We start from the raw sequence: 18,261 nt of genomic DNA, 5'->3' as shown, positions 1-18,261 counted from the left end.
AACCTCTTGTCTACGAGCGGAATAGCCGCGTCCGGAGCGTCTCGTGCCGCAGGCTTGCGATATCGGCGCGGATGACCGCACCGCCCAGATCGTCGAGCGTCGAGCACGCCGCCGCTTCGGCCCGTTCCAGCACATGCGCCTCCAGCCCGGCCAGGACCGCCACGCCGTCGCGCTGGCCGATCACGCCGCAGCGGATCGCGACCGAGACGAGATTGGAGAGCGCCGCGTGCAGCCAGGCCGCAAGTGCCGCCGCAAGCCCGACGCCGTGGGCGCCCGCGACCGCCCCCACCGCCACCGGATAGGCGGCACCCGGCGAAAGCCGCTCCAGCAGCGGATGCGGCCAGCCGGCGGCCGCGGCGAGGAAGGCCTCGCCGAGCAGCATGGTCTCGCGGTGGCGCTCGGCGGAGCCGGCAAGCGCCTCGGCGAGCTCGGCGACGGCGGCGAGGCGCGCCGCGTCCTCCGCCGACCGGTAGGCCTCCGCCAAAAGCACCGCGTCGTTCCAGAGCGTACCATTGGCGAGCAGCGCGTCGAGCCAGTCGCGAAGCGTTCCGCCGTCGCGCACGTCGCCGTCGCCCGCGGCCTGCTCCAGCCCGCCGGAATAGGCGAAGGCCCCGACCGGGAAGGCGGGCGACAGCCAGGTCATCAGCCTTACCAGCGCCGCCGGCGCCACCGCCTCAGCCATGGGCATGATGGTGATGGTAGGCGCCGCGCAGCGGATGGAACGGCTCGGACACCTCCCGCACGGTCGCCCCCAGGCCCACGAGCATATCCCGGATCACGTGATCACGCAGGATGAGGATGCGCGCTTCCTCCACCTGCGCCGGCAGATGGCGGTTGCCGAGATGCCAGGCGAGCTCGACGAGGTGCAGCCCGTCGCGCGGCGTCACCGCGTAGAGCGCCTCCTCCGCCGCGACGATCTCGACGCAGTCGCCGGTATCGAGCAGCAGCCGGTCGCCATGGGCGAGCTGGACGGGCTCCTTGAGGTCGAGCATCACCACGTCGTCGTGCTGCATGTGCAGGAGCTTGCGGCGCACGTGGCGCTGGTCGTGGGAGAGCACCACGACATCGATGGGCCGGCGGTCGCCGCCGGTTCCGCGCGGCAGGATTTCGGTCGAGCGATAGGGCAAGGGGCAGCCTCGGCGTGTCAGCGATCGTCGGGCCGAGAAAAGCACGTTTGCGCCGGCGAGGGAACTCCCGCCTCGCGGGATCAGCGCCCGCGGCCTCCCGCCGCCCGGCGGCGCGGCGCCAGAAGCTCCGTCGCCTCGTCCTCGTGCACCGCCCGGTCGCGACCGACGGACTTGGCGAGATAGAGCGCCCGGTCGGCAGCCTCGAACACGCTTTCGAGCGGCCGGCCGGCCCGGTCGGCGATGCCGGCCGAAAGGGTCACGAACACCGTGCCCTCCGCCCACTCCACCGGATGCGAGGCGACCGAGCGGCGCGCCTCCTCCACCATCAGCCGACAGTCGTCGCGGTCCTCGCTGCGGACCAGGACCGCGAATTCCTCGCCGCCGAAGCGGCCGACCGCATGCGGCGGCGGAAAGACGCGCAGCAGCTCCTCCGAGACGGCGACGATCACCGCATCGCCGACGGCATGGCCGTGGCGGTCGTTGACGGCCTTGAGGCGGTCGACGTCGAAGAGCGCGAGCGAGCCCTCGCCGCCGCCCGCCGCCATCTCCTCCGTGAAGGCGCGCCGGTTGAGGAGGCCGGACAGCATGTCGGTCCTGCTCAGCCGCTCGAATTCCGCCCGCGAGATCGCAAGCTCGTGCGCCGCCGAGCCGATCAGCCAGGCGAGCAGCGCCGTGACGCTGGAAGCGATCAGGATCGTCGTCGTGCCGCCGAAGCGCAGCGCCGCGGCGAAGGGATAGGGCAGGAGATCGAAATGCGCGAGGACGGCCGCCACCGTCAGGTAGATCGCGGTCGCCATCACCGTCGCCACCAGCACGGTGTGCAGCACGAAGGTCGAGATGTCGGCCTTCGTCTCGAAGGTGCCGACATCCATCCGGGCCCGCATCCAAAGGGCCAGCCTGCGAAGCATCGCTTTCTCCATAATCGCGGAAAAAGCCTAGCAGCATTTCTTACAGGCCCAGCTAATACAAATGGTAGAAGTTTACCGGTCAGAAAAGGAAGTAACGCTGCGCCATCGGCAGCACCGTTGCCGGCTCGCAGGTCAGCAACTCGCCGTCGGCCCACACCTCGTAGGTTTCCGGATCGACCTCGATCTCGGGCGTCAGGTCGTTCAGCACCATCGAGGCCTTGGAGATGCCGCCGCGCGTGTTCCTGACCGGCAAGAGTTGCTTGGCGACGCCGAGGCGCTCCCTGAGGCCGAGGTCGATGGCCGCCTGCGAGACGAAGGTGACGGAGGAATTCGTGCGGCTCTTGCCGAAGGCGCCGAACATCGGCCGGTAATGCACCGGCTGCGGCGTCGGGATCGAGGCATTGGGATCGCCCATCGGCGCGGCCGCGATGGTGCCGCCGAGCAGCACCATCTCCGGCTTCACGCCGAAGAAGGCGGGGTTCCACAGGACGAGGTCCGCCCGCTTGCCGACCTCGACCGAGCCGATCTCGTGGGAAAGCCCGTGGGCGATCGCCGGATTGATCGTGTACTTGGCGATGTAGCGGCGGATGCGCAGGTTGTCGTTGTCGCCCGTCTCGCCGGAGAGCCGGCCGCGCTGGCGCTTCATCTTGTCGGCCGTCTGCCAGGTGCGGATCGCCACCTCGCCGACCCGGCCCATCGCCTGGCTGTCGGAGGAGACGATCGAGAAGGCGCCGATGTCGTGCAGGATGTCCTCCGCCGCGATCGTCTCCCTGCGGATGCGGCTCTCGGCGAAGGCGATGTCCTCCGGGATCGAGGCGGAGAGGTGGTGGCAGACCATCAGCATGTCGAGATGCTCGGCGATGGTGTTGACCGTGTAGGGCCGGGTCGGATTGGTCGAGGACGGGATGACGTTCGGCTGGCCGCAGATCTTGATGATGTCCGGCGCATGCCCGCCGCCCGCCCCTTCCGTGTGGAAGGCATGGATCGTGCGGCCCCGGATGGCGGCGATCGTGTCCTCGACGAAGCCGCTCTCGTTCAGCGTGTCGGTGTGGATCATCACCTGCACGTCGTAATCGTCGGCGACCGAAAGGCAGCAGTCGATGGCCGCCGGCGTCGTGCCCCAGTCCTCGTGCAGCTTCAGCGACGAGGCGCCGGCGCGGATCATCTCCTCCAGTGCGCCCGGCAGCGAGGCGTTGCCCTTGCCGGCGAAGGCGAGGTTCATCGGGAAGGCGTCGGCCGCCTCGATCATCCGGGCGATATGCCAGGGGCCGGGCGTGCAGGTGGTGGCGAGCGTGCCGTGCGCGGGACCGGTGCCGCCGCCGAGCATGCAGGTGATCCCGCTCGTCAGCGCCTCCTCGATCTGCTGCGGGCAGATGAAGTGGATGTGGGCGTCCATGCCGCCGGCCGTGACGATCCGGCCCTCGCCGGCGATCACCTCGGTGCCCGGGCCGACGACGATGGTGACGCCCGGCTGCGTGTCCGGGTTGCCGGCCTTGCCGATCGCCGCGATGCGCCCGTCCTTCAGGCCGATATCGGCCTTGACGATGCCCCAGTGGTCGATGATCAGCGCATTGGTGACGACGGTGTCGACGGCGCCTTCGGCCCGCGTCGCCTGGCTCTGGCCCATGCCGTCGCGGATCACCTTGCCGCCGCCGAACTTCACCTCGTCGCCGTAGCTGGTGAAATCCTTCTCCACCTCGGCAAAGAGCTCCGTGTCGGCAAGGCGCACCCTGTCGCCGACGGTGGGGCCGAACATCCGGGCATAGGCGGCGCGGGACATCGTGTGGGGCATGGTCAGCGTCCTCCGGAGGCGGATGGCCGGTTGTCGGGATGGAGGCGGCGAAGGCGCCCCTCGGCGATGCGGGCCTCGACCCAGAGCCGCTCGGCGGCGAAGGGATGGCCCGGCCAGCCCTGGTGGCCGAAGCCGGCGAGCGTGACGTCGTCGCCGTCCGCGGCGAGGTTGTCCAGCACGTCGGCGATGACGACGAGGCCGCTGCTCGGCACGACATAGGCCGGCGGCGCGTGCGCCGAGAGCGCCGCGTCGAGCCGGTCGTGCACGGCCGGCGGCACGATCCGGAGCGCGCGGCCGGTGAGCTGCGCGAAGGTCGTAAAGCCGAGCGTATGGTCGTCGCAGAAGTCGTCGAGGTCGGGATGCCGCTCGGACAGCGGCCCGCGCAGGGCCGCGAATTTCTCCGGCGCGCGCACGCACCAGATCGCGCGCGCCTGCCGTACCGTCTCCAGCGACTGCCAGCCGCCGCCGAGCATGGCGAGCGCCGGGCGGCCGGTGTTGCAGACGGCGACCACGTCCGTCCTCAGCCCGCCGCGTCCGGCGGAACGGCACGCGTTGAAGCGGATCACCAGGTCCGCGCCGTCGATCGCCTCCGCCACCCCCTCCGGGATGTCGCCGTTGCCGACGATGACGATGCGGCGTGCCACCCGATCCCCCTCCCCTCAGTCTTCTTCCGTGAAGAGCGCCTTGAGCTCGGCGGTGCGCTTGCGGGTGAGGTCGGCGAGGCAGCCGGACACCAGCATCGGTTCCATCGAGCCGCCGCGCGCCTCGAAGCCCGCAAGCTCGCATTGGCCGTCGCGATAGCCGATCCAGGCGCGCTGCGCCCGCGTCAGCGCATCGGCCGCACCGACATATTGCTCGCCCATGTCGCGCACGGAATCGTCCATCTCCCGGGCGGCAGCCATGGCTTGCCCGTAGGCGGCGTTCAGCTCCGCGTCGGCCGCCTGGTAGTCGCGGTCGGCGCAGATGTTGAGCTCGATCTGCGCCATCGCATTCCCGCAGTCGACCTCCGGCTCCTCCTGCGCGAGCGACGGCAGGGAGAGAAGGAGGACGGCGGCGGCGGGCAGCAGGCGGGCGGCGCGGACCATCTCAGAGGCTCCCCATCACTGCCTGGCGGAAGCCGTAGACCTTTCGCGCGCCCACAAGCGGCACGAGGCGGACCGTGCGCGTCTGCCCCGGCTCGAAGCGCACCGCCGTGCCGGCGGGAATGTCGAGGCGCAAGCCCCGCGCCTTCTCGCGGTCGAAGGAGAGGCCGGGATTGCTCTCGTAGAAATGATAATGGCTGCCGACCTGCACCGGGCGGTCGCCGGTGTTGGCGACGATGAGCTCGGTGACCGGCAGGCCCGCGTTGAGTTCGATGTCGCCGGCAGCGGCGATGATTTCGCCCGGGATCATGGCGGCCTCCTCAGCGGATCGGTTCGTGGACGGTCACGAGCTTCGTGCCGTCGGGAAAGGTCGCCTCGACCTGGATGTCATGGATCATCTCGGCGATCCCCTCCATCACCTGGTCGCGCGAAAGCACATGCGCACCCGCCTCCATCAGCTCGGCGACGGAGCGGCCGTCGCGCGCGCCCTCGACGACGAAATCGGTGATGAGCGCGACGGCCTCGGGATGGTTGAGCTTGACGCCGCGCTCCAGCCGCCTGCGGGCGACCATGGCCGCCATGGCGATCAGCAGCTTGTCCTTCTCGCGCGGGGTCAGGTTCATGGACGCTCCTTCGTGCGGGACTAGAGACTCCAGACTTTCGGCATAGAGGCCGGATTGTGCAAGTGCGAAATGATCGGGACCAGCGTTTTTCTGAGCGCGAAGCCGTCCTCGGCGACGAGCCGCACGAGGAGCTTGCCGCGCCAGTGGCTGGCGCCGCCGTGGGCGCCCGCAAGCAGGCGGCTGAGCGGCGCCAGATGACCCTCGGCGGCCGCACCGCAGAAGAGCACGGTCGCGAAGGCCCGCGCGCCGGCGAGCACCGCGCGACGGCCCGCCAGCGCGGCGACGTCGCCGGCAAGATGCACCTCCTCGGCATGGATCAGCCGCCCTTCGCGGCGGATGCGCCAGCGGTCGCGCAAAAGGCCTGCGTTCATCGTCTCGCCCATCGCCTTGCGGCCGAGCAGCACGGCCTCGACGGCGAGCAAGGTGGCGTCGGCGGCAAGCTCCACCTCCAGCCGGCGCTCGAGCGCGGACCGGTCGAACAGGATCGTCTCCTGCGGCAGCCAGTCCGTCCGCGCCCCCGCGCCGACGGAAATCCGCGTCTCGACGGCGGCGGCGGTTCCGCCGGCCGCCTTGTAGATGCGCTCGCAGGCCTGCGTCGTCGCCGTCAGCCGCGTGCCGGCCGCCGCCGCAAGGCTCCAGTCGAGCCGGTCGCCCCCCGTCAGCCCGCCGGCCGTGTTGATCAGCACCGCCTCCATCGCCCCGTCGCTGCCGTGCGGCAGCCGGATCTTCGCGCAGCCCTCCTGGAACAGCACGTCGAGGCGCGTGCCCCCCGGCCCCGCCTTCGTGGCGAGCCGGCCGGTACCGCGCGCCCGCTGCGGGCGGGCATTCTCCGTCTCGATGGGCGCGTCCATGGCGGCGCTTCTCCGGTCGCTCCGCGTCGGCAACGAAAAAGCCCGGCGCGAGGCCGGGCAGGATCGGAAAGGCCGGGCGGCGCGTCGGCCGCCCGTGTCCCCGGGACGATTACTCGTTCTCGACGTAGGTGTACTTGCCGTCCTCGCCCTTCTTCCAGGTGTAGAGGACGTAGTCCGGGCGGGTGATGTCGCCCTTCTCGTCGAAGCCGAGCTCGCCGATCGCGGTCTGGAACGGACCCTTGGACTTGATGGCCTCGGCCACGGCCTGCGGGTCGGTGCCGCCGACAGCCTTCGCCGCTTCCGCGATGACCTGGACGGCCGCGTAGGCATAGAGCGTGTAGGCTTCCGGCTCGAAGCCGGCGGCGCGGAACTTCTCGACGAGTTCCTTGGCGGCTTCGTTCTTGCGCGGGTCGGGCGCGAAGGTCATCAGCGTGCCGTCCACGGCGTCGCCGGCGATCGAGGCCAGCTCGTTGGAGACGATGCCGTCGCCCGAGATGAACTGCGCCTTCAGGCCCTGGTCGGCGGACTGGCGCTCGATGAGGCCGAATTCCGTGTGCAGGCCGCCCCAGTAGACGACCGACACGCCGGCTTCCTTCATCTTGGCGATCAGCGCCGAGAAGTCCTTGTCGCCGACATTGACGCCTTCGTAGACGGCTTCGGTGACGCCGGCTTCGTTCATCGCCTTCTTGGTCTCGTCGGCAAGGCCCTGGCCATACGGGGTCTTGTCGTGCAGGACCGCGACCTTGGCGTCCTTGTAGTTGGCGGCGATGAAGGCGCCGGCTACGCCGCCCTGCTGGTCGTCACGGCCGCAGGTGCGGAACGTGTTCCACAGGCCGCGCTCGGTGTAGGTCGGGTTGGTCGAGGCGGGCGAAACCTGCAGGATGCCGTTCTCGGCATAGATTTCCGAAGCCGGGATGGACACGCCGGAGTTGAAGTGGCCCACCACGAACTTCACGCCGTCGGCGACGAACTTGTTGGCGACCGAAACGCCCTGCTTCGGGTCGGAGACGTCGTCGCCGAGCACGATCCTGACCTGCTCGCCGTTGATGCCGCCGGCCGCATTGAGGTCGGCAGCGGCCTGCTCGGCCCCCTTCTGGAGCTGCGCGCCGAAAGCCGCGTTCGGGCCGGTGATCGGGCCGCCGACGCCGATCAGGATCTCGGCCCATGCAGTGCCGCTGAAAGCGACCATCGCCGCGACCGCAACAGCCGACAATAGAGACTTCTTCATCTTGTTACTCCCAAGTTTCCGGCGGGTCGGTTTGAACCGGTCACGACACCCACCTCCGTCGCGCCGGCTTTGTTATGCCGCGGTCGCGCCGGACCGCGGAGTTCCCTCTTTACCTGGCCTTCCAGGAAAAAGGCGAAGCCTTCTCGTAGAGCCAGTAGTACATCCTCGTCATCTGCTTCGTCCGGTAGAAACGATAGCCGGCGACAGCAAACAACAAAAGCACGACGGTGTCCACGACATAGTATTGCACCGTCAGCATGGTGCCGTGGAACAGCGCATGGTGGATGAAGCGGATCGCGCCGCCGAGCAGCAGGACGTAGAGCAGCAGCGTCGCCATGCTCTGCCAGTTCTCCGCGCAGCTCTTGCCCGTGCGCCAGGCGGTCCAGCCGCCCATGATGACGGTGATGAACAGGAACTGCCAGATCGACGGTTCTTCGTAGAGGATTCCCTGCATGTCACATACTCCCTCTCGGCCGCCTCAGTGCCGTCCGCCTTCGAGATAGGCCGCGCGCACTTCCGGATTGGCCAGAAGCTCCTTGCCCGTGCCGCGCATCGTCACCTTGCCGTTGACCATCACATAGGCACGGTCGGAGAGTTTCAGCGCCGCGAAGGCGTTCTGCTCGACGAGGAAGACGGTGAGCCCCTGCTCCTGGTTCAGCACCTTGATGGCGTCGAAGATCTGCTTGACGATCAGCGGCGCGAGGCCGAGCGACGGCTCGTCGAGGAGCAGCAGCTTCGGGCGCGCCATCAGCGCGCGGCCGATGGAGAGCATCTGCTGCTCGCCGCCCGAAAGCGTGCCGCCGCGCTGCGCCTGGCGTTCCTTGAGGCGCGGGAAGAGCGTATAGATCTTCTCCACGTCCTCGTTGAAATATTTCAGGTTGTCGAGGCTCGCGCCCATCTGCAGGTTTTCGTAGACCGTCATGCGCGGGAAGATGCGCCGGCCTTCGGGCGACTGGGCGATGCGCAGCCGGGCGATCTCGTGGGTCGGCATGCGCGTGATGTCGCGGCCCTCGAAGATGACGGAGCCGGTGCGCGCCTGCGGGCTGCCGCAGATCGTCATCATGAGCGTCGACTTACCCGCGCCGTTGGCGCCGATCAGGCAGGCGATCTCGCCCTTCTTCACCTCGACGTCGACGCCGGCGAGCGCGCGGATATTGCCGTAATAGGTTTCGACGCCCTGAACGCTGAGGAGGGTATCGCTCATCAGTGCTTCCCTCCTTCTTCGATTTCCTCGATCTCTTCGATCACTTCCTCGACCTCTTCGTCCTCGACGCCCAGATAGGCCGCGATGACCTTCGGATCGTTCTTCACGTGATCCGGCGTTCCGTCCGAAATCTTCTGCCCGTATTCCAGCACGACCACGTGGTCGGAGATCTCCATGACCACCGACATGTCGTGCTCGATGAGCAGGATCGACGTGCCGGTGTCGCGGCGGATGCCGGTGAGCAGCTCGTTGAGCGCCAGCGACTCGCGCGGGTTGAGGCCGGCGGCGGGCTCGTCGAGGCAGAGGAACTCCGGCCCCGTGCACATGGCGCGGGCGATCTCCAGGCGGCGCTGCGCGCCATAGGGCAGGTCGCCCGCCGGGTCGTCGGCCCGCTCGATCAGGTGCGCCTTCTCCAGCCAGTGCTTGGCAAGCTCGATGGATGCGGCCGAGGCGTTCTTGTAGGCCGGCAGCCCGAGCAGGCCGAGGATCGTGTAGCCGGATGCCTTCATCAGCGTGTTGTGCTGGGCGACCAGCAGGTTTTCCAGCACGGTCAGGCCGGTGAAGAGCCGGATGTTCTGGAACGTGCGGGCGACCTTGGCGTCGCGCGTGATCTCGAAGTCGGGCATGCGCTCGAGCAGGAAGGTCTTGCCCGAGGCCTGGCGCATCGAGATCATGCCCATGGTGGGCTTGTAGAAGCCGGTCACGCAGTTGAACACGGTCGTCTTGCCGGCGCCGTTCGGGCCGATCAGCGCCGTGATCTCGCCGCGCTGCGCTTCGAAGGACAGGTCGTTGATGGCCATCAGGCCGCCGAAGCGCATCGACAGATGCTCGACCTTGAGGATGGGATCGTTCGTCATCGTATCCGTCGCGGTGTTCGTCTCGGGCGCCATCAGCCGTGCCCTTCCTTGGTGAAGCTGCCGGAGACCGCCTTGCGTTCCTTGAGGAATGCGGTCGGCTCACGGCTGCCGACGAAGCCGCGGGGTTTCCACACCATGACGATCACCATGGCGAGGCCGAAGATCAGCATGCGGTAGAGTTCGGGCGTGAAGTCGGGTCCGAAGATCTGCTTGAGGAACTGCATCTCGCGCAACAGCTCCGTGCCGCCGACCATCACCGCCGCGGCGACCGCGATGCCGACGAGCGAGCCCATGCCGCCGAGGACGACGATCGACAGGATGATCGCCGATTCGAGGAAGACGAAGCTCTCCGGCGAGACGAAGCCCTGGCGCACGGCGAAGAAGGAGCCGGCGAAGCCGCCGAACATCGCGCCGATGGAGAAGGCCGTGAGCTTCGTCGTCACCGTGTTGATGCCGAGCGAGCGGCAGGCGATCTCGTCCTCGCGCAGCGCCTCCCAGGCACGGCCGACCGGCATGCGGCGCAGCCGGATCGTCACGTAGGCGGTGAGCAGCGCCAGCGCCAGGATGAGGTAGAACAGGAAGACCTTGTAGTAGGCCGACGACATCGGCAGGCCGAAGACCTTGGCGAAATTGTTCGCCGCGCCGACGTCGAACGACCAGATGCCGAAGACCGAGGCCTTGGGGATCGACGAGATGCCGAACGTGCCGCGCGTCACCTCGGTCCAGTTGATGAGGACGAGGCGGATGATCTCGCCGAAGGCGAGCGTGACGATGGCGAGGTAGTCGCCCTTGAGCCGCAGCACCGGGAAGCCGAGGATCATGCCCCAGAAGGCGGCAAGGATGCCGGCAAGCGGCAACAGGACCCAGAACGAGAAGCCGAAATGCTGCGACAGCAACGCGTAGGAATACGCACCGACCGCATAGAAGGCGACGTAGCCGAGGTCGAGCAGGCCGGCGAGGCCGACGACGATGTTGAGGCCCCAGGCGAGCATCACGTAGATGAGGATCTGGATGCCGAAATTGTCGACCCACTTCAGCGAGCCCTGCACGCCGAAGATCAGCATGGCGAGGATCGGGTAGAGGATCAGCGCGACGATGGCGATCGCGTTGAAATTGCGCTTGAAGAAGCTGTCCGGCGCGGATTCGTCGCGCACCCTGGCGACGGCCGCCGCCTTGCGCGCGGCCACCCAGGGACGGACATAGGCGACGGTCAGGAAGCGCCCGACCGCGGCGACGAGCACGAAGGTGAGCAGCAGGCCCCAGCGCTGGCGCAGCACCAGCTCGTTGCGGATGTTCTGCGTGGTCTCGAGGCCGACGAAGAGGACGAACAGGCCGAGCGAGACGATGCCGGCATAAAAGCCCTCGCGCAGAGCCCGCGCCGTCAGGGACCCGCCGGCGCTCTCAGGGTTGGTGGTGATGTTGGCCATAGAGATCAAACCTTCTCGACTTCCGGTCGTCCGAGGATGCCGGACGGCTTGAAGATCAGGACGATGGCGAGGATGGAGAAGGTCGCGACGTCCTTGTAGTCGATGGTGAAGTAGGCGGACCACAGGCTCTCGATGAGGCCGATCAGCAGGCCGCCGATCACCGCGCCCGGAAGCGAGCCGATGCCGCCGAGAACCGCCGCGGTGAAGGCCTTGACGCCCGGGATGAAGCCGTCCGAGAACACGGCGACGCCGTAGTACATGAGGTACATCGTGCCGGCGACGGCGGCGAGGCCCGCGCCCATGATGAAGGTGATCGAGATCGTGCGGTCGACGTCGATGCCGAGCAGCGCCGCCATCTTGCGGTCCTGTTCGGTGGCGCGCTGGGCGCGGCCGAGCGACGTCTTGTTGACGATGTACCAGAAGACGGTGAGCAGGATGACGGTCAGGAGCACGATGATGATCTGCTTGAGCGCGATCGAGATGCCGAAGACGTTGTAGACCGAGGACACGAGCGGCGGGATCGGCTTGTTGCGCGGGCCCTGCGTGACCTGGATGAAGTTCGACAGCGTGATCGACATGCCGATGGCGGTGATCAGCGGCGCCAGCCGGAACGAGCCGCGCAGCGGCCGGTAGGCGACCTTCTCGATCGTCCAGTTCCACAGGGCCGCGGTCAGCATCGCCGCCGCCATCATGATCAGCAGCAGGATGACGACCGGCAGGCCGACGAAGATGCTGGTGATGACGAGGAAGATGATGAGAGCGGCAAATCCGCCCAGCATGAAGATATCGCCGTGGGCGAAGTTGATCATGCCGATGATGCCGTAAACCATGGTGTAGCCGATGGCTATCAGACCATAAATGGATCCAAGCGTCAGCCCGTTGACGAGCTGCTGGATGAAATATTCCATTGCCTATCCCCCGGATGCGGTTCCTGGACGGCCGCATCTCTTGTTCTTTCGCCCTTTCCGGGCTGTTAGACGATGCGGATTCCATACCGCTTTCGATACAAAAGGGAAGCCCAAAAAGCCTGCATCGACAATTTCTTTAGCGGGTAACGTTAAATGGCGCTTTTGTCGGCAGGCAAGCCGGAACGGCGGCAGAATGCCCGAAAAGCGGGCCGGATTGCCGCAGGCCCCGGCGGAGGGCGGCAGTTGCTTTCGGGCACCGGCGCGTCTAAGCCAGGACCATCCGCACCGGAAGAACGCCATGCCTGAGACCGGCCAGCCCATGTTGCACCTCTTCGAGACCGCGGCGCTTGCGGCCGGACGGGCGATCATGGAGGTCTTCCGCGCCGGCGCCCACGTGTCGTTCAAGGCCGACCGGTCGCCCGTCACCGAGGCCGACCGGCAGGCCGAGGTCCTCATCCTCGCCGCCCTTTCGCGCGCCTATCCCGACATTCCCGTCGTCGCCGAGGAGGCGGTGGCGGCCGGATGCGTGCCGGACATTTCCAGCGGCCGCTTCTTCCTCGTCGACCCGCTCGACGGCACGCGCGAGTTCATCGGCGGACGCGACGAGTTCACCGTCAACATCGCGTTCGTGACCGACGGCGTTCCGCGCGCGGGGATCGTCTACGCGCCCGCCCGCGGCCTCGGCTACCTCGGCGGAGAGGGCGGCGCGGAGCGGTTCGAGACCGGCGCGGGCTTTGCGGTGCGCGCCCGCCGCCCGGTCGGCTGCCGCAGCGCGGGCGCACAGGTCGTCGCCGTCGCCAGCCGCTCGCACGACACGCCGGAGACCGCCCGCTTCCTCGCACGCAACGGTGTCGCGAGCTCTCAGGCGATCGGTTCCTCCCTGAAATTCTGCCTCGTCGCCGAGGGAAGCGCCGACATCTATCCGCGCTTCAGCAGGACGATGGAGTGGGACACCGCGGCGGGCGACGCGGTGCTGCGCGCGGCGGGCGGCGAGACCTGGACGCTCGACGGCCGTCCGCTTGTCTATGGAAAGCGCAACCGGCCCGCTGAGGCCGATTTCGCCAACCCCGATTTCATCGCCGCAGGCCCCGGCTGGCGCGCGAAGGTCGCCGCCGGCCAGCACGACACCATAGAATAACCAGAATCGGCATCCATGGCTGCATCCGGCCTTCTCCCGGGCCGCGTGCATTACGGTTTGAAAACAGACGCAAATTCAACTATCCTGCGAACGAGTACAGGGCCGGCCCGATCCCGCCCGCTGTTGAAAGAGTGACGCTAGTGCAAGACGAGACCGCGACCGCCGCATCCGACAACCCGTCCAGAGCAGAATCCCGGACGAGCAACCTGCTCGACATCGCCAAGGAACGGGCCATGCGCCGGGCCGAGCGCCAGAAGATCAGGCTGATCCGCCAGGCGACCGGGCGGTCGGTGCCGTCCGACATCGACGACGACGAGGAAAACCTGGGCGTGCGCGCCAGGCCCGCCAGGGAAATCGACATCGTCAACACCGTTCTCCGGCTGCCGGAACTGCCGAAGGAACAGCGTTCCCGGCCCTGGGGCATCATCTCGTTCTTCCTGGCAGCGGTCGTGCCGACCGTCCTTGCCGCGCTCTACTACGCCTTCATTGCCAGCCCGCAATACGTGGTGGAATCGCAGTTCGCCGTGCGCGGCGTCGCGCAGAACTCGCTGAGCGCGCTGGGGCTTGCCGCCCTCGTCAGCTCGACGGCCCAGTCGGGCGATTCCTACGTCGTCACCGACTACATCCATTCCGGGCAGATCCTGACGGACATCAAGGAACAGACGGGCGTCGACATCCGCGATATCTATTCGCAGTCCGACATCGACTTCCTCTATCGCCGCGATGCCAACGAGCCGCTGGACGAATTCCGCGACTACTGGCGCAGCATGGTCAACGTCAGCTACAACTCCACGACCGGCAACGTCACGTTGCGCGTCTTCGCGTTCACCTCGTCGGATGCCAAGCTGATCACGGATGCCATCCTGACCGTTTCCGAGCATCTTGTGAACTCGCTGTCCGAGCGGTCGCGCCAGCGGTTCATCAGCGTCGCCGAAGAGCAGGTCGCACAGGCGGAGGAGCGCCTGCGCAACGTCCGCAACCAGATGGCCGAGTTGCGCCGCAGCGAACAGGCCGTCGACCCGGCCGAGGTCGCGGCGACGGAATCCGCCATCATCGGCGGCCTGGAGAAGGAGCTCGCCTCCCTCAAGACGCGCTACAAGGCCCTGGTCGACACGATCAGCCGCGATGCACCGTCCGCAAAGGTCATGGAGCGCCAGATCACCGCGCTCGAGGCGCAGCTTGCCGAACAGCGCGGCCGCATGAGCGGCAATACCGTGGCGGATCCGAACGAGAAGACCTCGCGCAGCGGCGAGAAGACCGGCCGCGCCCTTCCCGAGCTCATCAGCCGTTTCTCGGAACTCGGCGTCGACCAGGAGTTCGCCGTGAAGGCCTATACCGCCTCGCTTGCCTCGCTCGAAGCCGCGATGGTGGAGGCCCGCAAGCAGGATCTCTACTTCGGCGTCTTCGTTGCGCCGCGCGAGCCGGAGGTGGCGCTTTATCCTCTCTCCGTCATGAACACGTTCATCGTCCTGCTCGGATCGAGCTGCCTGTGGCTCATCGGTTACTTCGCATTCCGGTCGGTCAAGGATCACGCGATCTGAATTCGCACGGATAGGACAGGATATGGCGCTGGTCGCAGACAAGCCGCTCAACTATGCCTTGCGGGAGAACATGAGGGTCGTATCGGCCCTGGTGGTTCGCAGCGCCATCTCGCGCTTCGGCGAAAGCCGCTTCGGTTTCGTGTGGATTCTCCTCGAGCCGGCGTTCTATATCGGCGTCTACATCATGGCGCATACCGTGATGAGGGCCAGCATGCCGTTCGGCGACAGCGCGGTCCTGTTCATTCTCGCCGGCATCTTCGGCTTCCGCATGAGCCGGGGCGTGGCACGCAAGGCCGAGACCGCGATCGCCCACAACCTTCCGCTGCTGACCTACCCGCTCGTCCGCCCGATGGACACCATCGTCTCGGCCTTCCTGCTCGAGGCGACGATCTGGCTGATCATCTGCGCCCTGTTCATCCTCGGCCTGTCCTACGCGCTCGACCGCACCATCATCGCCTATCCGGGTGAACTGACGACCTGCCTGCTCGCGATCTTCTTCTTCGCCTTCGCCACCGCGACGTTCAACGCGACGGTCGGCGCGCTGGTCCCGCGCTACATGATGTTCGTCAACATGCTCAACATGCCGTTGATGTTCATCTCCGGGGTGTTCTTCCTGCCGTCAAGCTTCCCGCCGGAACTCCAGTGGTACATTTCCTGGAACCCGTTTCTCCACTGCGTCGAATGGTTCCGCATGGCGACCTATCTCGACTATCATCCCGTTCTCGACAAGAGCTACCTGCTCGCCGTTTCGACCATTCTGCTGACGGTCGGCCTCACGCTCGAGCGCCTTCTGCGCAACAGGATCATCAACGCATGATCATCTTCGACAACGTCAGCAAGGCATTCCCGAGGCCGGACGGCGGGAAGAAGGTCATCCTGGACCGCTTCACCGCCGCCTTCCGCCCCGGCGTCAATATCGGCATCCTCGGCCGAAACGGCGCGGGCAAGACCACGCTGATGAATCTCATCTCCGGCGGCGACCTGCCGGATTCCGGCCGCATCCTGCGCGAGGGCAAGATCTCCTGGCCGCTCGGCTTCAGGGGCGGCGTGCACGGCAAGCTGACCGGCGCGCAGAACACCCGCTTCATCGCCGACATCTACGGCAAGAACCGCAACAGGGTCCTGGACTTCGTCGCCGAGTTTTCCGAGCTCGGCCCTTATCTCGACATGCCCGTGCGCACCTATTCCGCCGGCATGCGGGCACGCCTCGCCTTCGGCATCTGCATGGCGATCGAGTTCGAATATTACCTGATCGACGAAGTGATCGCCGTCGGCGATGCCACCTTCAAGAAGAAGTGCAAGGCGGTGTTCGAGCAGCGCCGCGAGAACGCGACCCTGCTTCTCGTCTCGCACTCCTCCGGACTGCTGCGATCCTTCTGCGACATCGGCGGCGTCCTTCACAACGGGCAGCTCACCTTCTACAACGACATCGAGGAAGCGATCGGGGTGCACGAGGACCTGCTGCGCATATCCGAGGCGCGCAGGCGGGCCTGAGCCGCCTTCCTAGCGCCGCCAGTCGCGCAGGCGAACCTCGACGCGAGTGACCTCCTGCACCACGCCGCGCCATGCCGCCCCGACCAGCGACTGACGGCGGGCGGCGGGACTTGCGGCGATCTCCTCCACCAGGTCCTCCGGCCGGCAGGGCAGACGGCTCAGCGGATGGACGTAGAAGGGATAGAGGATCAGGCTCGCGGCGACCAGCGTGTCAAGGTCGATCCGCCGCCGGCGCCGCGGAATGGCCAGGCGATCGTCCGTCAGCCCCCAGCCCGCGTAGAACGGCGCCCCGTGCGTACCCACCGGCTTGCCGCGCAGCAACGCCTCGAAGCCCGCAAGCGAGGTCATCGTTTCGATCCGGTCCGCCCAGGCGATCCAGTGCAGGATATCGCCGGACCGCGCGACCACGTCCGCCGCGTCGGGAACGGAGCCGCCGCTGCGCATGCCCGACACGACGTCGGGATGCTCCTTGTAGGCGATGAACGCGTCCGGATAGAGCGCCCGGACGGCCCGCACCAGCGCGGCGTTCGAGCGCACGGCCGGCGATCCGAAGCGGATGGAGGCATCCTTCTCCACCTGTCCGGGCACGAGGATCCGCAGGCGGCCATCGGCGACCGCCGGCAGGTCCGCTGCCGTGCCGAGATTGTACTTGGAGACGCCGCGCCGGACGAGCAGGTGCGCGAGCCGGCGGGCGCGCGCCTTCAGCACCTCGTCGAAGTCCCCGTGCGCGATGATTGCCTCGAGCCGGCTTTCCCCGCGGGCGTCGTAGTAGATATGCGGCCCGTCGACGGCGATGGAGGACGGCACCGTCAGCGTCACGCCCAGCCCGCGCGACCGGATGAACCCGTCCTCGATGCGCATGGCGGCGACACTCTCCGGCAGCGGCCTGTCGGAGCCCCAGACGGCGACGATGCCGTCGCCCGCCCGCGCCGCACGGACGGCGGCGCGCAGCGACCGGTGATGAACCGGCGGGCCGCCGAGCCCCGTCAGGAACGGCGTCATCGCCCTGCGTTTCCAGGAGGACAGGCCTGCCGAGAAGACCGGCCTGTCGAGGCGGCAGCGCTGGTCGCGCACCGTCACCGCCTGCTCGATGGCCCGCTCCAGGTTGCAGCGCTCGCGCGTGTGCAGGTCGAGATAGTGGGAATAGTCCAGGAATGCCGCATGGAAGACCTGCTCCAGCGATGCCGGTCTCCGGCCGGGAGGCGATGCCGCATGATCGAGGGTGAGGCCGCGGCCGGAATAGTAGGTCGTGCCGAAGCAGTGGACCGTCCGTCCCGCCATCAGCGCCTCGAAGCCGAGCTGGCTGGAAACCGTGTAGACGCTTTCCGCCGCCTCCAGGAGCGGCCATGGGTTCATGCGCGGCGGCACGACGATGTCGAGGCCGAGCTCGGCGGCCGCGCGGCGCAGCAGGCTGCGCTCGCCCGCCGCCGGATGGGTCCGCACCGCAAGCATCCGGCCGGGATAGGTTTCCGCGGCATGGACAAGCATCTCGCGGAAGCGTTCCGGCCCCGCCCCCGCACCGGCGATGGAGGCGTCGCCGGCCACCTGGTCGACGAGCAGCACGAACGGCCGCCCCTCCGGCAGGCCTGCCTGCTCGCAGGAAAGCAGCGGGCTATTGTTGTATTTGGACAGGCGCTCGCCGCGCAGCAGATCGATGAGGCGACGCGCGCGGGCGAGCGCGGCCTCGTCCCGCACCGGATCGTCCAGCAGGCGTTCCAGCCCGCTCGGCCGCGCCGCATCGAAATAGATGCCCAGCCGGTCGACGACGAAGGAATGAGGCGGATCGGAGCGGCCGGGGGCGAAGCCGCGCAGGAAACCGTCCTCGAGCGTCACGGCCTCCCTGCCTCGCGTCGCCGCGAGACGAAGCGCCCGCAGGCCCGACGGACGCCGGCCCCAGCCGACGAACCCGTCGACCCGTCCCGGCCGGAAGAACGGCCAGGCGACGATCTCGGCATCGAGCACGCGCGCGATATCCGCACGCTGGCGCCAGAGGCCGTGCGAAACGACCGCGTAGGTTTTCCGGCCTTCCTCAGCCATGCCGCCCTCGACCGATCGAACCCGCGGAGGGCGGCCGCGCCCGG

Annotated in this window: 20 protein-coding genes; 4 read left to right on the top strand and 16 right to left on the bottom strand. The window is 67.7% G+C overall.

Translation table 11 applies throughout. From position 1 onward, the window contains the following. Positions 1-10: 10 nt before the first annotated feature. The 15 genes from NNZ72_RS07965 to NNZ72_RS07895 form a co-directional block, all read right to left on the bottom strand. A complete protein-coding gene (locus NNZ72_RS07965; protein ID WP_257314810.1) occupies positions 11-682 on the bottom strand; it encodes an urease accessory protein UreF in 672 nt (223 codons plus the stop codon). Then, positions 675-1,127 (bottom strand): urease accessory protein UreE, encoded by a 453-nt coding sequence (gene ureE, locus NNZ72_RS07960; RefSeq protein WP_257314732.1) that lies wholly within the window; start codon positions 1,125-1,127, stop codon positions 675-677. The genes NNZ72_RS07965 and ureE overlap by 8 nt, the downstream gene beginning before the upstream one ends. Positions 1,128-1,207: 80 nt before the next feature. Next, a complete protein-coding gene (locus NNZ72_RS07955) occupies positions 1,208-2,035 on the bottom strand; it encodes a GGDEF domain-containing protein (protein ID WP_257314730.1) in 828 nt (275 codons plus the stop codon). A 79-nt stretch (positions 2,036-2,114) separates the two neighbouring features. Continuing rightward, positions 2,115-3,827 (bottom strand): urease subunit alpha, encoded by a 1,713-nt coding sequence (gene ureC, locus NNZ72_RS07950; protein WP_257314728.1) that lies wholly within the window; start codon positions 3,825-3,827, stop codon positions 2,115-2,117. A gap of 2 nt (positions 3,828-3,829) precedes the next feature. Then, positions 3,830-4,471 carry a Urease operon accessory protein gene (locus tag NNZ72_RS07945; protein ID WP_257314725.1) on the bottom strand — a complete coding sequence of 214 codons (642 nt, stop codon included), beginning with the start codon at positions 4,469-4,471 and terminating at the stop codon, positions 3,830-3,832. A gap of 15 nt (positions 4,472-4,486) precedes the next feature. Continuing rightward, positions 4,487-4,912 (bottom strand): lysozyme inhibitor LprI family protein, encoded by a 426-nt coding sequence (locus NNZ72_RS07940; protein WP_257314723.1) that lies wholly within the window; start codon positions 4,910-4,912, stop codon positions 4,487-4,489. A gap of 1 nt (position 4,913) precedes the next feature. Next, on the bottom strand, positions 4,914-5,219 hold the full coding sequence (locus NNZ72_RS07935) for an urease subunit beta (RefSeq protein WP_257314721.1): 306 nt from the start codon (positions 5,217-5,219) through the stop codon (positions 4,914-4,916). A 10-nt stretch (positions 5,220-5,229) separates the two neighbouring features. After that, positions 5,230-5,532, bottom strand: a complete 303-nt coding sequence (locus NNZ72_RS07930; RefSeq protein ID WP_257314718.1) for an urease subunit gamma — start codon at positions 5,530-5,532, stop codon at positions 5,230-5,232. Positions 5,533-5,552: 20 nt separating this feature from the next. Next, positions 5,553-6,383 carry an urease accessory protein UreD gene (locus NNZ72_RS07925; RefSeq protein WP_257314717.1) on the bottom strand — a complete coding sequence of 277 codons (831 nt, stop codon included), beginning with the start codon at positions 6,381-6,383 and terminating at the stop codon, positions 5,553-5,555. 109 nt (positions 6,384-6,492) lie between these two features. Beyond that, entirely contained in the window at positions 6,493-7,611 is a 1,119-nt protein-coding gene (locus tag NNZ72_RS07920; protein ID WP_257314715.1) for a branched-chain amino acid ABC transporter substrate-binding protein, read from the bottom strand. A 109-nt stretch (positions 7,612-7,720) separates the two neighbouring features. Continuing rightward, entirely contained in the window at positions 7,721-8,065 is a 345-nt protein-coding gene (locus NNZ72_RS07915) for a DUF6867 family protein (RefSeq protein WP_257314711.1), read from the bottom strand. A 24-nt stretch (positions 8,066-8,089) separates the two neighbouring features. Then, complete coding sequence (locus tag NNZ72_RS07910; protein WP_257314710.1) at positions 8,090-8,815, bottom strand: ABC transporter ATP-binding protein; 726 nt, start codon at positions 8,813-8,815, stop codon at positions 8,090-8,092. After that, positions 8,815-9,705: an ABC transporter ATP-binding protein gene (locus tag NNZ72_RS07905; protein ID WP_257314709.1), complete on the bottom strand. Its 891-nt coding sequence runs from the start codon at positions 9,703-9,705 to the stop codon at positions 8,815-8,817. Before NNZ72_RS07905 ends, NNZ72_RS07910 begins: the two co-directional genes overlap by 1 nt. Continuing rightward, on the bottom strand, positions 9,705-11,099 hold the full coding sequence (livM, locus tag NNZ72_RS07900) for a high-affinity branched-chain amino acid ABC transporter permease LivM (RefSeq protein WP_257314707.1): 1,395 nt from the start codon (positions 11,097-11,099) through the stop codon (positions 9,705-9,707). Before livM ends, NNZ72_RS07905 begins: the two co-directional genes overlap by 1 nt. Positions 11,100-11,104: 5 nt before the next feature. Continuing rightward, positions 11,105-12,007 carry a branched-chain amino acid ABC transporter permease gene (locus NNZ72_RS07895; RefSeq protein WP_257314705.1) on the bottom strand — a complete coding sequence of 301 codons (903 nt, stop codon included), beginning with the start codon at positions 12,005-12,007 and terminating at the stop codon, positions 11,105-11,107. 319 nt (positions 12,008-12,326) lie between these two features. On the opposite strand from NNZ72_RS07895, the gene cysQ reads away from it, so the two are divergent. The 4 genes from cysQ to NNZ72_RS07875 all read left to right on the top strand — a co-directional run bounded on the left by cysQ (position 12,327) and on the right by NNZ72_RS07875 (position 16,180). Continuing rightward, positions 12,327-13,145, top strand: a complete 819-nt coding sequence (gene cysQ, locus NNZ72_RS07890; protein WP_257314809.1) for a 3'(2'),5'-bisphosphate nucleotidase CysQ — start codon at positions 12,327-12,329, stop codon at positions 13,143-13,145. A gap of 140 nt (positions 13,146-13,285) precedes the next feature. After that, positions 13,286-14,686, top strand: a complete 1,401-nt coding sequence (locus NNZ72_RS07885; RefSeq protein WP_257314704.1) for a KpsE/RkpR family capsule polysaccharide export protein — start codon at positions 13,286-13,288, stop codon at positions 14,684-14,686. Positions 14,687-14,708: 22 nt separating this feature from the next. Continuing rightward, on the top strand, positions 14,709-15,503 hold the full coding sequence (locus NNZ72_RS07880) for an ABC transporter permease (RefSeq protein ID WP_257314703.1): 795 nt from the start codon (positions 14,709-14,711) through the stop codon (positions 15,501-15,503). After that, on the top strand, positions 15,500-16,180 hold the full coding sequence (locus NNZ72_RS07875; protein ID WP_257314701.1) for an ABC transporter ATP-binding protein: 681 nt from the start codon (positions 15,500-15,502) through the stop codon (positions 16,178-16,180). The genes NNZ72_RS07880 and NNZ72_RS07875 overlap by 4 nt, the downstream gene beginning before the upstream one ends. Before the next feature lie 9 nt (positions 16,181-16,189). Here NNZ72_RS07875 and NNZ72_RS07870 read toward each other — a convergent pair whose 3' ends face one another. Beyond that, entirely contained in the window at positions 16,190-18,217 is a 2,028-nt protein-coding gene (locus NNZ72_RS07870) for a capsule polysaccharide biogenesis protein (protein WP_257314700.1), read from the bottom strand. Positions 18,218-18,261: the final 44 nt, after the last annotated feature.

It is taken from the genome of Shinella pollutisoli, assembly GCF_024609765.1.
Taxonomy (GTDB): domain Bacteria; phylum Pseudomonadota; class Alphaproteobacteria; order Rhizobiales; family Rhizobiaceae; genus Shinella; species Shinella pollutisoli.
This window is presented reverse-complemented; position numbering and strand designations above follow the sequence as displayed.

What these genes read in the sequence shown, in the direction of transcription:
- NNZ72_RS07965 (WP_257314810.1), bottom strand. Translation starts at nt 682, where the DNA reads ATGGCTGAGGCGGTGGCGCCGGCGGCGCTGGTAAGGCTGATGACCTGG.
- NNZ72_RS07955 (WP_257314730.1), bottom strand. Translation starts at nt 2,035, where the DNA reads ATGCTTCGCAGGCTGGCCCTTTGGATGCGGGCCCGGATGGATGTCGGC.
- ureC (WP_257314728.1), bottom strand. Translation starts at nt 3,827, where the DNA reads ATGCCCCACACGATGTCCCGCGCCGCCTATGCCCGGATGTTCGGCCCC.
- NNZ72_RS07940 (WP_257314723.1), bottom strand. Translation starts at nt 4,912, where the DNA reads ATGGTCCGCGCCGCCCGCCTGCTGCCCGCCGCCGCCGTCCTCCTTCTC.
- NNZ72_RS07935 (WP_257314721.1), bottom strand. Translation starts at nt 5,219, where the DNA reads ATGATCCCGGGCGAAATCATCGCCGCTGCCGGCGACATCGAACTCAAC.
- NNZ72_RS07930 (WP_257314718.1), bottom strand. Translation starts at nt 5,532, where the DNA reads ATGAACCTGACCCCGCGCGAGAAGGACAAGCTGCTGATCGCCATGGCG.
- NNZ72_RS07925 (WP_257314717.1), bottom strand. Translation starts at nt 6,383, where the DNA reads ATGGACGCGCCCATCGAGACGGAGAATGCCCGCCCGCAGCGGGCGCGC.
- NNZ72_RS07920 (WP_257314715.1), bottom strand. Translation starts at nt 7,611, where the DNA reads ATGAAGAAGTCTCTATTGTCGGCTGTTGCGGTCGCGGCGATGGTCGCT.
- NNZ72_RS07915 (WP_257314711.1), bottom strand. Translation starts at nt 8,065, where the DNA reads ATGCAGGGAATCCTCTACGAAGAACCGTCGATCTGGCAGTTCCTGTTC.
- NNZ72_RS07910 (WP_257314710.1), bottom strand. Translation starts at nt 8,815, where the DNA reads ATGAGCGATACCCTCCTCAGCGTTCAGGGCGTCGAAACCTATTACGGC.
- NNZ72_RS07905 (WP_257314709.1), bottom strand. Translation starts at nt 9,705, where the DNA reads ATGGCGCCCGAGACGAACACCGCGACGGATACGATGACGAACGATCCC.
- livM (WP_257314707.1), bottom strand. Translation starts at nt 11,099, where the DNA reads ATGGCCAACATCACCACCAACCCTGAGAGCGCCGGCGGGTCCCTGACG.
- NNZ72_RS07895 (WP_257314705.1), bottom strand. Translation starts at nt 12,007, where the DNA reads ATGGAATATTTCATCCAGCAGCTCGTCAACGGGCTGACGCTTGGATCC.
- cysQ (WP_257314809.1), top strand. Translation starts at nt 12,327, where the DNA reads ATGTTGCACCTCTTCGAGACCGCGGCGCTTGCGGCCGGACGGGCGATC.
- NNZ72_RS07880 (WP_257314703.1), top strand. Translation starts at nt 14,709, where the DNA reads ATGGCGCTGGTCGCAGACAAGCCGCTCAACTATGCCTTGCGGGAGAAC.
- NNZ72_RS07875 (WP_257314701.1), top strand. Translation starts at nt 15,500, where the DNA reads ATGATCATCTTCGACAACGTCAGCAAGGCATTCCCGAGGCCGGACGGC.
- NNZ72_RS07870 (WP_257314700.1), bottom strand. Translation starts at nt 18,217, where the DNA reads ATGGCTGAGGAAGGCCGGAAAACCTACGCGGTCGTTTCGCACGGCCTC.